At 64.4% G+C, this 13,847-nt stretch carries 12 protein-coding genes; 2 read left to right on the top strand and 10 right to left on the bottom strand.

Annotated elements, in window-relative coordinates:
* Positions 1–16: 16 nt before the first annotated feature.
* Genes purH through rpe form a run of 3 tightly spaced genes read right to left on the bottom strand, consistent with a single transcriptional unit; the run spans position 17 to position 4,170 of the window.
* Entirely contained in the window at positions 17–1,606 is a 1,590-nt protein-coding gene (purH, locus tag RM192_RS00760; protein ID WP_311505601.1) for a bifunctional phosphoribosylaminoimidazolecarboxamide formyltransferase/IMP cyclohydrolase, read from the bottom strand.
* Positions 1,607–1,616: 10 nt separating this feature from the next.
* Complete coding sequence (locus RM192_RS00765) at positions 1,617–3,509, bottom strand: heparinase II/III family protein (protein WP_311505602.1); 1,893 nt, start codon at positions 3,507–3,509, stop codon at positions 1,617–1,619.
* Between the two features lies 1 nt (position 3,510).
* Positions 3,511–4,170 (bottom strand): ribulose-phosphate 3-epimerase, encoded by a 660-nt coding sequence (gene rpe, locus RM192_RS00770; protein ID WP_311505603.1) that lies wholly within the window; start codon positions 4,168–4,170, stop codon positions 3,511–3,513.
* 370 nt (positions 4,171–4,540) lie between these two features.
* Here rpe and RM192_RS00775 point away from each other — a divergent pair, with 370 nt between their 5' ends.
* Positions 4,541–5,035 (top strand): DUF2141 domain-containing protein, encoded by a 495-nt coding sequence (locus RM192_RS00775; RefSeq protein ID WP_311505604.1) that lies wholly within the window; start codon positions 4,541–4,543, stop codon positions 5,033–5,035.
* Between the two features lie 34 nt (positions 5,036–5,069).
* Here the strand turns inward: RM192_RS00775 and RM192_RS00780 are convergent, their stop codons facing one another.
* The 5 genes from RM192_RS00780 to RM192_RS00800 form a co-directional block, all read right to left on the bottom strand.
* Positions 5,070–5,831: an NTP transferase domain-containing protein gene (locus RM192_RS00780; RefSeq protein ID WP_311505605.1), complete on the bottom strand. Its 762-nt coding sequence runs from the start codon at positions 5,829–5,831 to the stop codon at positions 5,070–5,072.
* Positions 5,832–5,927: 96 nt separating this feature from the next.
* Complete coding sequence (locus RM192_RS00785; protein WP_311505606.1) at positions 5,928–7,028, bottom strand: inositol-3-phosphate synthase; 1,101 nt, start codon at positions 7,026–7,028, stop codon at positions 5,928–5,930.
* A 272-nt stretch (positions 7,029–7,300) separates the two neighbouring features.
* Complete coding sequence (locus tag RM192_RS00790; RefSeq protein ID WP_311505607.1) at positions 7,301–7,981, bottom strand: HAD hydrolase-like protein; 681 nt, start codon at positions 7,979–7,981, stop codon at positions 7,301–7,303.
* Positions 7,981–8,697 carry an NTP transferase domain-containing protein gene (locus tag RM192_RS00795; RefSeq protein WP_311505608.1) on the bottom strand — a complete coding sequence of 239 codons (717 nt, stop codon included), beginning with the start codon at positions 8,695–8,697 and terminating at the stop codon, positions 7,981–7,983. The genes RM192_RS00790 and RM192_RS00795 overlap by 1 nt, the downstream gene beginning before the upstream one ends.
* A gap of 105 nt (positions 8,698–8,802) precedes the next feature.
* Complete coding sequence (locus RM192_RS00800) at positions 8,803–9,900, bottom strand: CDP-alcohol phosphatidyltransferase family protein (RefSeq protein WP_311505609.1); 1,098 nt, start codon at positions 9,898–9,900, stop codon at positions 8,803–8,805.
* A 107-nt stretch (positions 9,901–10,007) separates the two neighbouring features.
* Here RM192_RS00800 and RM192_RS00805 point away from each other — a divergent pair, with 107 nt between their 5' ends.
* On the top strand, positions 10,008–10,958 hold the full coding sequence (locus tag RM192_RS00805) for a CDP-alcohol phosphatidyltransferase family protein (protein WP_311505610.1): 951 nt from the start codon (positions 10,008–10,010) through the stop codon (positions 10,956–10,958).
* Here the strand turns inward: RM192_RS00805 and RM192_RS00810 are convergent.
* Positions 10,951–12,453, bottom strand: coding sequence for an oligosaccharide flippase family protein (locus RM192_RS00810; protein ID WP_311505611.1), 1,503 nt, complete (start codon positions 12,451–12,453; stop codon positions 10,951–10,953). The two genes, RM192_RS00805 and RM192_RS00810, sit on opposite strands and share 8 nt — an antisense overlap.
* Positions 12,454–12,499: 46 nt before the next feature.
* Positions 12,500–13,786 carry an MFS transporter gene (locus RM192_RS00815; protein WP_409233816.1) on the bottom strand — a complete coding sequence of 429 codons (1,287 nt, stop codon included), beginning with the start codon at positions 13,784–13,786 and terminating at the stop codon, positions 12,500–12,502.
* Between the last annotated feature and the right edge of the window lie 61 nt (positions 13,787–13,847).

Below are 13,847 nucleotides of genomic sequence, written 5' to 3' on the forward strand. Positions count from 1 at the left end.
TTGCACGCGACGCTGCTCAATGGCGGAAGTGGCGCATTCCGGTGAAGACCATGGCAAGGCCCGCCTCGTCGGCAGCCTTGATCACGTCATCGTCGCGGATCGAGCCGCCGGGCTGGATCACGCAAGTTGCGCCTGCCTCCACCGCTGCCATCAGCCCATCGGCGAACGGGAAGAACGCGTCCGACGCCACGGCCGAGCCATGCGTGCGCACTTCGCTGAAGCCATGCGTTTCGGCGGCTTCCTTGGCCTTGGCTGCGGCAATGCGCGAACTGTCGCGGCGGTTCATCTGGCCAGCGCCGATGCCCGCCGTCACCCCGTCCTTGGCATAGACGATGGCGTTCGACTTGACGTGCTTGGCCACGGTCCAGGCAAACATCGCATCGGCCAGCTCCTGTGCGCTCGGTGCGCGCTTGGTCACGACCTTGAGGTCGCCTTCGGAAATCTTGCCGTTGTCGCGGTCCTGCACCAGCAATCCGCCTGCAATCGGTACGGTGACCAGACCCTTGCGGTCGGCATCGGGCAGGCTGTCGACCAGCAATAGTCGCAAGTTCTTCTTGCGCTCGAACGCGGCCTTGGCCGCATCGTCGGCGCCGGGCGCCACGACGACTTCGGTGAAGATTTCGCAGATCGCATTGGCGGTGGGCCCATCCAGCGGGACGTTGGTGGCGACGATTCCGCCGAATGCAGAAACGGAATCGCACTCAAGCGCGGCCTTCCACGCATCGAGCAGCGTGTCCGCCGTGGCGACGCCGCAGGGGTTGGCGTGCTTGACGATCACCACGGTCGGCTTGGCACCGCTGAATTCCGCGATCAGTTCGAGCGCAGCGTTGGCGTCATTGTAATTGTTGTAGGACAGCTCCTTGCCTTGCACCTGGCTTGCCTGAGGCAACCCGGTGACGGCGGGATTGCGCGCCACGTAAAGCGCGGCGTCCTGATGCGGGTTCTCGCCATAGCGGAGCGTGGTCACCCGGGAAAACGCGCTGGCGAGCACCGGCGGGAAGTGTTCCTGCTGGTCGACCGTGGCAAACCACTGCGAGATTGCCGAGTCATAGGCAGCTGTTGCGGCATAGGCCTTGGCCGCCATCTTGCGCCGGAAAGCCAGCGTGCTGGCGCCACCGGTTTCTTCCAGCTCCGCCAGAAACGCCGCATAGTCGGCGGCGTCGGTCAGGATCGTGACGTAATCGTGGTTCTTGGCCGCTGAACGCACCATCGAAGGGCCGCCAATGTCGATGTTCTCGATCACCTCGTCGCGCTCTGCGCCTTTGGCGACCGTGGCCTCGAACGGATAGAGGTTGACGACGACAAGGTCGATTGCGCCGATGGCATGTTCGGCCATGGCGGCAGCATGTTCGGGATTGTCGCGCACCGCCAGCAGTCCGCCGTGAATCGTCGGGTGCAGCGTCTTGACACGGCCGTCCATCATTTCGGGGAAGCCGGTGTGTTCGGACACGTCCTTGACGGTAAGCCCTGCGTCGCGCAGCGCCTTGGCGGTGCCGCCGGTCGACAGCAGTTCGACGCCGCGTGCGGCCAGCGCCTTGCCCAGATCGACAAGTCCGGCCTTGTCCGACACCGAAAGCAGCGCCCGCTTGATGGTAACCGTGGTCACTAAGGTATTCCTATCTCATCTTCTTGAGCAGCCAGGAGAAGCTTTCTCCGCTGCGGGGAACCTTGGCCGAGATGACCAGCTGGCGCGTGCCCAGCGGCCTGCCCTGACCGTCTGCCCAGAGGCTTTCCTCGACCGCAATGGCATCGCGGCCCGAACGGAACTGCCACAGGCTGCCGTCGGGCAGGGCGAGCGTCACGCCTTTCCCGTCCGAACTGGCGGCAAGCTCGATATGCGGACCGAGATGGAAGCGCAAGGCAACGCCGATCATGCCGCGCTTGCCCTTGCGCCCGGCGGGCACCAGCAGATCCTCGCCGCGCAGCTCGCTGCCATCGTCCCGCAGGATCAGGATGCGGCGGTGGACCAGACCATAACGCCCGACATAACCGTTGTGGCTGGCCTCGATCCGCGTGGCACCCGGCCCCGTGCCGTCGGGCGAAAGTGTACGTCGGTCAACCTCGACTTCGGACACGCCCGATCCGAGCCGTCCGTTGATCAGCACGGCGGTCGAATTGAAATCGTCGATGGTCAGCGTGGAGTGGGCAGCGGTGGCGCGCAACCCCTGTTCAAGCCGCAGCGGAATCAACCCGCCCGCAAAGGCCGCGCCGCCGCAATTGACGATCAGGCGGTCATGCCCGTGGCTGAATTCGAACGCGAGCGTCGAGGCGCAGCCATCACGGGCGTGGCGGGCAACGGGCGGCGGTCCTGCGTCAAATTGCAGCACGGCCTTTGCAGCCGTGGCGCGCTGATAACCCCACTGGCGTGCATCGCGCAGAGGGCGGCTGCGCACGCCGGTGATCTTCACCAGCGTATCGATGCGCTCATGGTCTATTGCGCCCGCGCCCTGCCAGTTGCCCAATCCGCCATCGCCATGGAGCAGCGCCTGCAGCGGCGGGACGAGCAGGTTCAGCATCGTGCCAATTTGGGGGAGCGGTTCGGCGCGCACGGCTTCGTAGCAGGAGCGCAGCGCGACGAGCAGTTCGATTGCCTCGATCTGGCAGAGCGGGCTGCGCGAAAGCACGCCGCCATCGTCGCTGACCAGTTCGCCGAGCGCGCGGACGAGGCCCGCTTCGGCAAAGAGACGGCGCGCCTTGCCGTCGGCCATGATCAACCCCGTCGCAACAAGCGCGCACCAACCTGCAACTTCAGACAGCCGATCATCGGCCTTGCCGACATGACGGTCGAGCCAGCGTGCGGTTTCGTCTATCGTATGCAGCACGCGGCTGCGGAAAGCGCGGTCCTGTCCGGACAGGACCAGTGGCGCGTGGACCATCCAGTTGAGCAGGCGGTGCCCGACATTTCCGACGTCCCACGCCGGTGTACCGTCAGGTTTGGGATTGGCGGTGATCCAGGTGCCGAGAATGCGCTCGGCCACTTGCGCGCACTGTTGGCGCTGACCGCCGGATTCGAGATCGCGCAGCCAGCGGAAGCCATGAACCATGCGTTCGAACGGCGGCGGCAGCCGCGGGCCGGAAAATGCGGTGTCCGCAATTGGTGACTTGAAGCCATGGACCAGGAAGTGACCGGCTCGCAGCGCCTTGCCCGCCGCAGCATCGCCGGGCAGCGGATTTGTCACCGTTGCGGTCAGCCGCGTCTTCGCATTCTTGCGGAAGGGATGGATCGCGCTGGCGGGCAGGCCAAGCCGGTAGGCGAAGCGCACCAGGCGGTCACCCGCACCAAGCGCTGGCGGCGCAAAATCGGCAAGTGCGAGCGCACGGCCGGGTTCTACCGACGATGAATCTGCCAGCGCTGGCGCAGAATCCTGCGCGATGCCGGGGAGAAGCGCGCTGTCGTCAGGTTCAGCCAGCGGTTCCTCCTTCGTTGCGTTCAGCGGAATGGCTGAACGTTCAGCAGCGTTATGGGCCGCGGGGCGGCTCCCACTGAGGGAAACGCCGCCGTCCCGCATATCAGCCGAGGCCCTTGAGCGCAGCGATATTCGCCGCGTATTGATCCGGGCCGCCCCGGAACGTGGCGGTCCCTGCCACGAGCACGTCGGCCCCGGCATCGACACAGGAGCGGATCGTCCTGAGATCCACCCCGCCATCGACCTCAAGGTGAATGTCCCGGCCGGTCTTGTCGATCATCTTGCGCACGGCCTCGATCTTGCGCAGCTGGCTGGAAATGAAGCTCTGCCCGCCAAAGCCGGGATTGACGCTCATCACCAGAACCAGATCCACATCGTCGATCAGGTAATCGAGCATCTTGGCAGGGGTTCCCGGGTTGAGCGAGACGCCGGCCTTTTTGCCCAGCCCCTTTATCGCCTGCACCGTGCGGTGGATGTGCGGCCCTGCCTCAGGATGAACCGTGATGATGTCCGCCCCGGCATCGGCAAAGGCCTGTAGGTAGCCATCGACAGGCGAGATCATCAGGTGGACGTCGAACGGCTTGGCGGTATGCGGGCGCAGGGCTTTGACGACCATCGGCCCGATCGTGATGTTGGGCACAAAGTGCCCGTCCATCACGTCAACATGGATCCAGTCGGCCCCGGCGGCATCGATGGCGCGCACTTCCTCGCCCAGACGCGAAAAGTCGGCGGAAAGGATCGAGGGGGAAATCAGCGGGATCATGGAACGGCGTCTTCCTGCAGCAAGGGCAGGCGTTGCTTACGCCCGGACCGGCGCTGGCGAACCGCCACCCCACGCCTAAGCGCTTACCTTTGGCGAATCGGCGGAACAAGCATTCTGGGCGCGCTTATCCACACGGAATGTCCCGCTTCGGAGGTGATTCGCAGGCACCATGGCTCAGGCGAATTAGCTGAATGATTGGTCCGACCTGAGTTCAGCACGCATTAACGGCACGAATCATACTTAACGTGGGCTAGAACTGCCGGTATGCCACCAGCAGGGGACACGGAAGGCTTCGCATCAGGCCAAGGCTCGCTTGCGAGAAAGGCCTGCGAATTGCTGGAAAGACACATCGATTTTGGGGCTTTTGACCATGACCAAGCCGAGACGTTTGCACGCCACGGCCATCGCCTTTGCCGCTTCTGCCGCCGCGTTGATCGGGGGTAGTACCGCAGCGAATGCCAACGGACCGAACTGCGCAGGGCCTGTCAGCGACACATACATCAATGTGACGATCGATGGCGTGCGCAATGGCAACGGATTGATGGCGGTAACGCTCTATGCCGATGAATCGCGCAAGTTCCTCGTGAAGCATGGCTCGATGTATGTCGGCCGTGTCGACGCGACCGCGTCCGAGACCAAGATGTGCCTCTACGTGCCCAAGCCCGGCGTCTATGCACTGGCGGTCTACCACGACGAGGATTCGAGCCGGAACATCAAGCGCAGCGGTGTGCTCGGGTTGCCCGAGGAGGGTTTCGGCTTTTCGAACAATCCGCCGACGATTGCGAGCATTCCCTCGTTCCGGTCGGTGCGTCTCAACATCGCCAAATCGGGCCTCTCGACCCGGATTCATCTGAAATATCCGTGATACTGGGGAGCGCTTGGCGTTCCCCGGTCGGCCGTCAGTCTTCGAACGTGGAGGCTTCGACTGCGGCAAATGTGCGCGCGAGGTGCCAAGGGGCCATTTCCTCGGCCAGGGCATGCGCGCGCGGATCATCGACGTCGAGCCACCAGGCATCCTCGATGTCCATGGTGCCGGCCCGGCCCGCATCGGCAAGGCGCTGCATGCCGTCCGAAAGGCTGCCGGGCTTGCCCTCGGCAATGGCGTCGCGGATCGCCAACGCAAGTTCCGGCGTGGCCAGGAACGCGCCGCAATCGACCGCGTCATAAGGTGAGATGGACTTGCCGATGGCGGTGATCCGGCCTTCGTCGTCAAGCTTTACCCATGTCGCATCGTCGGGATCGACCAGCGGATTGTCGAGGCGGCGGTCAATCGCCAGCGTGACTCCGCGGGTGGGACGGTCTTCCAGCATGAGGCGGGCGAGGATGTCCGCCTCGAACATGTGGTCGGCCATCATCAGCAGGTAGTTGCCGTCGCACCGCGTGGCTCCGGCCATGACCGACCGTCCGTTCGGCGTCGACCAGTCCGACAGGCGCACTGGCACGATCTCGATTCCGGCACGCAGCGAAAGGTCCGCGAGGAAGGCTTCCAGCATATCGGCGCGGTGGCCGGTGACCACGACGACGCGGGTGATTCCAGCTTCCATTGCCTGGCGCACGCCGATTTCGATCAGCGGTACGCCGACCACCGGCGTCAACGGCTTCGAAGGCGATAGGTCGGCAAGGCGGCTGCCGAATCCTGCGGCAATGATCAGGGCGTCCACGGGGATCTCATCAAAGTTTCAGCGGGATTTTCAAAACGAAAAGGCCGACCAGACGATCCGCCCGGTCGGCCATTTCCGTTGCGTCAAGCGGCTCGCTTATTCAGCGGCCAGCTTTTCGACCGATGCATATTCATCGACCATCTGCGCAGCGACATCGTCGTTGAACTGCTGCGGCGGGTGCTTGCAGAAGTAGGCCGACGGGCCGATCAGCGCACCGCCTTCACCGCGATCAAGCGCAACCTTGCAGCAGCGGATCGCGTCCATGACGCAAGCCGCCGAGTTGGGGCTGTCTTCGACCGAGAGGCGGAGTTCGAGGTTCATGGGCACGTTGCCCCACTGCTGGCCTTCCATGCGGATGAAGCACAGCTTGTTGTCCTTCTGCCATGGAACGTAGTCCGAAGGACCAACATGGATGTTCTCGTCGGCCAGACGCGTTGCAAGCATCGCCTGCACTGCTTCTGTCTTCGATTCCTTCTTGCTGCCCAGACGCTGACGGTCGAGCATGTTCATGAAATCGGTGTTGCCGCCGGTGTTGAGCTGATAGGTGCGCTCGACATTGACGCCGCGTGCAGCAAACAGGCTCGACAGGACGCGGTGGACGATGGTGGCGCCAACCTGGGCCTTGATGTCGTCACCCACGATGGGGATGCGCTTGTCGCGGAATTTCGCTTCCCACTCAGGGGTCGAAGCGATGAACACAGGCATGCAGTTGACGACGGCAACGCCGGCTTCAAGCGCGCATTCCATGTAGAATTCGGTGGCGAGCTGCGAACCGACGGGCAGGAAGTTCAGGAGAACTTCGGCGCCGCTGTCCTTGAGTGCCTGAACGATCGAGGCCTGGGTGGCTTCGGGTTCGTCTGCAACGATGAAGCCCTTTTCACCAACGCTGGTCATGTGGGCGGCAACGCCGTCCGACACATAACCCATGATGACCTTGGCGCCGGTTGCCGGCACGTTGGGCTGGAAAACCGTGGTATTGTTCGGGGCAGCGAAGATCGCTTCCGAAATGTCCTTGCCGACCTTGCGTGCATCGACATCGACGCCCAGCACGAAATCGACATCGCCAGCGCCGTAGCCACCGATCCGGTCGTGGATCAGGCCCTGCGACGAGTTGTTGTTGCGATAGTAGGCAACCCCTTGCACCAGCGAGCTAGCGCAGTTGCCCACGCCGATCACGGCGACCTTGATTGGCTTCATGAATAACGATCCCTTCACACAGGCGCCCCAGGGCGGCTGTAATCAAACTGCCTCACAATACCGAAATGCCGCCGAATGCAAGTCGATTCCTCTGCCAGTCACGACGGACCGGAGGACAGGCAGCACCCACCAACCAGTCACTTGCACTCCTGTCGTCTGCGCAGCACCTGCGAAACCGGCGCGCAAAAGATTGCAACTTTCGATGGGAAGCGGCCCTTAACCGAAAAATGCGGCATGCGATAGTGCGTTTGCACAAGGAGTGGTTCGTGCCTTCAACCGATTGCCGAAACCGTGGCCAGAACGCCACCAAGTTCGGACAAGGACGAGAGGGTCAGGGTGCCGGAAACGGCCCGTTCGAAATCGTCTTGCGTGAACGCATCGGTCAAAAGTGCGCGAAACCGCACCCCTGCTGCGTGCGCGATGTGGGCGTCGTTCGGTGAATCTCCGGTGAACAGGAATGCCGACCGGGCAATCCCGAAGCGCTGTTCAAGCGCGCGGAAGTGCGGCTCACCCTTGGCAAAGCCGGGGTCCGTGCCATGCGCAGGGCGATACCCGAGCGCGCAATCGACAGGCCAGTCCCGCGCGAGGCGCTCGACGTAGCGCTCAAGATTGTTGGAGGAGATGGCGACCTGATAGCCTGCTGTCCGCCAGCCATCCAGCAGCGCGGCAACGGCTGCCGATAAGGCGATGCCAGACAGGTAGCTGTCTTTCCAGTCCTCGAAACGATCCGCAACGGGATCGGTGTCCTGTCCGGGGTAGAGCTGGCGGAGTTGCCGTTCGAACGGCAGGCCCGAGGTTGCGAAGTATGACTTGCGGGCCTGCGCAAAAGGCGTGCCGAACGATTCCGCCATCAGCGTGGCGGCGCGGTCGGCATAGTCGTCCATCGTCGGCACGAGCGTACCGTCAAGGTCGAACACCAGCACGCGCACTGCATTGCCACCATCCGGTGCCATCACGCGGACAGGCTTTCGCGCGCAATCGCAAGGTCCTCGGGCGTATCGACTTCGAACCACTTGAGGCCGGACAGCCAGTAGACGCGGGGTGCCGTCACCGGCTCCTGCGCCAGTTCGTGCAGCACCATTTCCACCGACGCCGAGGCCAGATTCTGCGTCGCATGCACCCTGTCGAATGCCGACCAGTAGGTCGCGCGATGGGTCTGGCCGATCACGGTCGTGCCGATATAGGCGCCATCGTATTTCGGCAGGGTCTTGGAAATGGCGAGAAGTCCGCCGTCCTTCTCGATCACTTTCATTTCGTCGGGCAGGACCGGCCGTTCGCGCTCGCACGCAATCTGCAAGGCATCGGCGGCAGGCGCGAAATGGCGCGTATACATGTCGGCCGGGAACAGGTGGTCGGCGTTGGTGAGGATGAAGGCGGCATCGCCGATGAGCGCACGCGCGGCACCGAGCGAGGTGAGATTACCAGCTTCCAGATCGGGATTGCGGACCGTGCGCACGGGAGCGGCGGGCCATTCGCGCGCCAGATGATCCTCGATCAGGGAGGCACGGTATCCGGTAACGACGATGACTTCATCGGCCACTGCCAGCAAGGCTTCGATGGCGAAGTCGATGCACGCTCGCCCGGCAACCGGCATCAGCGGCTTGGGCAAGGACTCGGTCGCTTCACCAAGCCTGCTGCCTCGGCCCGCAGCCAGGATCACACCCTTCATTCGTTGTCTCGGTTCCCAGTTGCGGAAAATGTCCCGTTCAATTTGGGGGAACGTGCTGCATCGCGCAAGGGGGCCAAGGTCGAAGGTGCCTGGCGCTGTAACTTTTCAGATCTGGCGCATGTGTGGTGGCAACAGTTGACCCTCGGCGTCAGCCAGAATCAGCGGGGCACACCATGCAACCGCACCCAGCCAGATGAGCAGGCCCCCGAGCAGCAGGCCGGGCAGCATCCAGGAGAGCCCCGCAAGGCAGAACACACAGGCGATCATGACATAGACGTCCCGCTTGAAGATGCGCTCAAGCGTCAGCGTGACGGCCTGCAGGATCGGGCGACCCTCGAGCCTGAGCGTTAGAGCGGCGCGCAGCACATCGAAACTCCCGCGCTTGGGGCCGAGCCGGACCAGAATGCTCATCGCCGCAATGCCGCAGACCAGCAGCACCACGCAGGCCAGCGCAACCCACGCATAGTCCTGCCCATATGTTCGGATGACCCCGGTCATCAGGCCGATCACGAAACCGAGGTTCGCAACTGTATCGCAGGCGGTATCGAGCAACGCCCCCCGGCGGCTCATTGCCCATGATACTCGGGCGATGTCGCCATCGACGCAATCGGTGACGGATACTGCCTGGAACAGGAACCCACCCAACGCCAGCCACTCAGGCCCGCCATGGGCGAGCACCGCCGCCATGACCATGGCGAGCGCGAGCGTGAACCACGTGATCGGGTCAGGGCCGAGCCCGAGCCGCAGCGCGAGCGCTGACATGCGGAACGAGATTGGGCGATTGATCCAGCGCCCGACCGGACCTTCGGTGGGCTTGAGCGTTGCGTGCAGCAGCGCCATGACCGTGGCGTGATCGTTGGGCCTGCGGATCAGGCGCGGATCGTCCGATGCGAATTGGAGCGCAGGATTGGCCTTCAGCGCTTCGAGCGCGCCCCTTGTCGGCAGGGCATCTCCAGGCAACAGCGCCGTCCCGGCGGGAAGCTCGTCCGCCGTTCCGACCATCGTCACATCGGGCAAGGGCCGCGCGCGCAAGGCAAAGCTCTTGTGCCAGTCATGCGCAATCGGGCCGTCGGCGATGATGAAGATGCGGCTCGCCTGCTCGAGATCCGCGAGGATCACCGCGCGGGCAATGCCGGTGATGCCGCCAGTGGTGCGGCGCAGATAGGAACTGGCCGGAATTGCGACGGAAAATGCGATATTCAAGCGCGTCTGCCTCTTGCTCTGCGTCGCAGGCCCTTTCCACCGCCTATAGACATGGCTACCGCTTGCGCCAAGCGGGGTTTGCAAGAGGGGTTGGCCAGGTGAGTGCGGTGAATACGAAAAGGACGATCGAGCGTCCGAAGCGCCCGCGCGAGTTGCAGGATTCCCTCAACTTCTACCTCTATCATCCGCTGGCATGGCGCCTCGCCAAGCTGCTTTCGCGTACGCCGCTGACGCCGAACATGGTCTCGGTCCTCGGCGGGCTTCTGGTCGTCGCGGCGGGCGTGGTCTATTTCAACATGGATTCGACCGGCGGCACTTGGGCGCTCGGCTGGCCATGGGGCGCGCTGCTGGGCATGGCGCTGCACATGAGCTGGCACGTGGTCGACGGTGCCGACGGTGACCTTGCGCGCATCACCGGCAAGTCCAGCCCGATCGGCGAAATGGTCGACGGGATCTGCGATTATACCAGCCATATCGTCGTCTACGTCCTGCTCGCTTTCGTACTGACGCGGCAGATCGGCGCTGGCCCGGCCTGGGCGTGGACTCTGGCGGCGGGCGTCTCGCACATCGTCCAATCCAACCACGTCGAGGTGCAGCGCCGCTTCTACCAATATTGGACCTACGGCGTGCCCTGGCTGAACAATTCGCGTGAGGATGGCGCGGGGATCTTCGGCGGCAGGAGCCTGTTTTCGAGCCTGTTTGAACCGATTGCGCGGGGGTATCTCTATATGGCAGCCGGCATGACGCCGCATGCTCGGCGCATCGACGCTGCGGTGGGCGAGGCCATGGCGAGCGGCAATACGGCGCGGCTCGCTGCGATTCGCGGCGAAGTGGCGCGCGAGCAGAAGCCGTTGCTCGGCTTCCTCAAGTTTCTGGGACCGAACCCGCGTGCGATCGTGCTGGGGCTTGCCATGCTTGCAGGCAGCCCGGTGTGGTATTTCTTCTATCAGGCGGTCGTGCTGAACGTGCTGCTGCTGATCTCGGTGCAACTGCACAACCGCGCCGCGAAGATGACGGCTGGCCGCGTCGACCTGCTCGAAAGCGCTGCATTCAACTGACGCGGAAGCGCTTCAGCGACAGCACTCCGGGCTGGAGCCTGCGCCACGCCATGACCAGCGCGACGTAAAGCGCGAGTGCCAGCAGCGGCGGCACTGCGCGCGCCAAGGCGTCTGGCGCGCTTTGCAGCACGCTCATCCGTACCATCCATCCGCCATAGATGCCGAACGCCACCGACAGCCCGGCGGCCACGGCAGGCACGGCGGCATGAAAGAGGTGGCGGCGCACGCCGAGGCCCGCCAGCCAGTGCCGCCGCAGGACAGCGGCGATGACCGCCGCCAGCAGCATCGCCAGTGCAGCGCCGAGAATGTCGTAACGCGGGGTCAGCAGCGGGATCGCGGCGGCGGCGATCACGATCTGGATGAGATTGACCTGCAATGCCAGCGCGGGGCGCCGGTAATAGAGGATCAATTCGGACACACCGAAGGCTCCGTTGACTGCTTCGGCCAGAACCATCGCGATCAGTGCCGCATAGGCATAGGTCGAATGCGCGCCGAACAGGCCAAGCAGAGCGTCGCCCGCAGCCGCCATCAGCAGCACGACGCCGAGCTGGATCGTCAGGATCACGCGGGTGGCCGCTGCCGTCGCCTCGCCCGTGGTCACGTCGCCGTCGGCGCTCATCGTGCGCGCGGTAAGCGGGGTGAGAATGCCATCGAATGACTGGCGCACCTGCAGGATCGGGGTGCGTAACTGGCGCAGCACACCATAGATGCCGACCGGCCCATCACCAAGCAGGAAGCCGACGAGATAGAGGTCGATGCGCTGGGCGAGCGCGGTAAGCAGATCGCTGCCGCTGGCCGGAATGAGCGACCGCGCGCGCTGCGACAGCGTCTTGGGTTGGGGCCGCCATTTGCGCAGGTGGTACGGCCCGAGGCAGTGGCGTGCACTCCATACCGAGAACCCGGCGAGTGCGATCGAGCCCGCCCAGTAGCCGATCAGCATGCCGGTTTCGTTCAGGCCGATGTACCATGCGCCCAGCGCGACGCCGGTCAGCACGTAAGGTTCCACCAGCCCGCGCGCGATCACCTCATAGCGCATCTTGTGCGTCCACCGCGTCGCGGCAAGCGCGATGTCGCCGAAGATCTGGCCGAGCACCGAAGGCGCAAGCAGCATGAAGGCCAGCCGCAACTGGTCCGAAACCATGGCTGACGGCAGGAGCCACGTTGCGGCAATCAGCAGCGCGGAGATTGCAACACCAGCAATCGCGGCCAGCAGCAGCGCATCGAGCAGCACATGCGTTGCCGAGCGCGCCGATGGTCCGCGCGTCTCTTCCTCAAGCCAGGGAAAGATCATGCGCTTGAGGCCGAGGCTGGCCAGCGGAACCGCGAGTTCGACCAGCGCGCTCGCCATGGTGAACACGCCATAGTTCACCGCGCCGTAGAGCCGCGCGCCGACATAAAGGAACCCGGCGCGGGCAGCGAAACGAATCACGAAGCTCAGCGCATTGGACCCGGCACCGCGCGCGATGACGTTACGGGATGGGCTTGCGGCGGACATGGCGCGCGCTTGGCGTCAAACGTGCAGCTTGGCAAGCCAAACGCCTCTATTCCGCGTCCTTCTGCATAGCGAACAGGCAAAGCGCGACGACGATGAGGGCCAGCGCCTCCATCACGCCCCAGACCAGCCATTGCGAGTGGCTGTAGAGCCAGACGCCGAGTGCGGGTGCGACGATATAGGCAGCGCCGTTGACCGCAACCACGATCCCCGCCGATTGTCCCTGTTCGCGCGGGCTCACCGCAAGGCTCGCGCCCGAGGTGAAGCCGGGCCGGAACAGCCCGTAGCCCATCGAAGCAATCGCGAAGCCCACTGCGATGCTGTGCAGGTTGGTGCCTAGCGCCACGGGAATTGTCCCGATTACAGCGAGGCCCATGCCCCACAGGGTTGATGTGCGCGGGCCGAGCCGGAGCATCGGGATAAGCCCCCACTGCGCCAGCAGCGTGGCGAAAGCGCCCGCCATCAGAACGAGGCCGACCGGTCCGGCCCCGGCGTCGGGATCACCGCGAAGTCCGAGCCGGTCGAGCAGCAGGAAGCCGATCACGCCCAGCAGCATTGCTTGCGCGTGTCCGCCGATCAGCCCCGCCAGCAACCATGGACGGATGCGCCGGTCGGCCCAGCGCAGGCGATCAGCGCCCTGGTGCTGCGGTTCTGCCCCGGGGAGTTCGTCGGGAGAACCGTCGGGATGGTCCTCGACCATGCGCGGATTGGACGAGGCGCTGAACGGTGCAGACATGACTTCGCCGCGCCCGGCAAAGCGCGGGTCATCGTCGGGCAAGCGCGTGCGCAGCAGGATGAGCACGATCACCCCGAACAGCGCGAACATCGCAAATGGGCCGACCAGGCCAAGTCCCGGCAGAATCAGCAGCGGCGCGAGCGCTGGCCCCAGCACCGTGCCCAGCCCGAAGCTCGATGCCACGAGTGAAAGCGCCTTGGTCCGGTCCGCGCGCCCGGTGCGGCTGGCGACATAGGCCTGAACCGCAGGCGGTGCCGCCGATCCGAATCCGCCGTAGAAAGAGCGAGCCAGCGCGAACAGCACCATGGTCATACCCGCGCCGAACACGCCTTCGAGGCCGTAATGCAGGATAGCGCCGCCCAAAGCGAACGAAGTGATGAAACCGACGACGCCGAGCGCCATCATCGCCTTGCGACCGCGCCGGTCGGACCGCCGCGCCCAATAGGGCGCCATGATCACCCAGAGGAGCGCCGACCACGAATAGGCCAGGCTCACCCAGACGTCGGCAATGCCAAGCCGCGTGCCGATCGAGGGCATCACCGACTGCATCGCGGTATTTCCCGCTGCGGTCACCAGCATCACCGCAAACAGCAGCGCCATGCGCTCGCGGGGCAGGCGTATCGGGCCTTCCGTCATGGTCTTGCCCCCGGTGTTGTCCACG

The organism is Novosphingobium sp. MMS21-SN21R (assembly GCF_031846015.1).
In the GTDB taxonomy this organism is placed as follows: Bacteria; Pseudomonadota; Alphaproteobacteria; order Sphingomonadales; family Sphingomonadaceae; genus Novosphingobium.

Excerpts from the sequence above, each read along its gene's own strand:
- RM192_RS00810 (WP_311505611.1), bottom strand. The coding sequence starts at position 12,453 with ATGTCCGCCGCAAGCCCATCCCGTAACGTCATCGCGCGCGGTGCCGGG.
- RM192_RS00775 (WP_311505604.1), top strand. The coding sequence starts at position 4,541 with ATGACCAAGCCGAGACGTTTGCACGCCACGGCCATCGCCTTTGCCGCT.
- RM192_RS00815 (WP_409233816.1), bottom strand. The coding sequence starts at position 13,786 with ATGGCGCTGCTGTTTGCGGTGATGCTGGTGACCGCAGCGGGAAATACC.
- rpe (WP_311505603.1), bottom strand. The coding sequence starts at position 4,170 with ATGATCCCGCTGATTTCCCCCTCGATCCTTTCCGCCGACTTTTCGCGT.
- RM192_RS00795 (WP_311505608.1), bottom strand. The coding sequence starts at position 8,697 with ATGAAGGGTGTGATCCTGGCTGCGGGCCGAGGCAGCAGGCTTGGTGAA.
- RM192_RS00790 (WP_311505607.1), bottom strand. The coding sequence starts at position 7,981 with ATGGCACCGGATGGTGGCAATGCAGTGCGCGTGCTGGTGTTCGACCTT.
- RM192_RS00785 (WP_311505606.1), bottom strand. The coding sequence starts at position 7,028 with ATGAAGCCAATCAAGGTCGCCGTGATCGGCGTGGGCAACTGCGCTAGC.
- RM192_RS00765 (WP_311505602.1), bottom strand. The coding sequence starts at position 3,509 with ATGCGGGACGGCGGCGTTTCCCTCAGTGGGAGCCGCCCCGCGGCCCAT.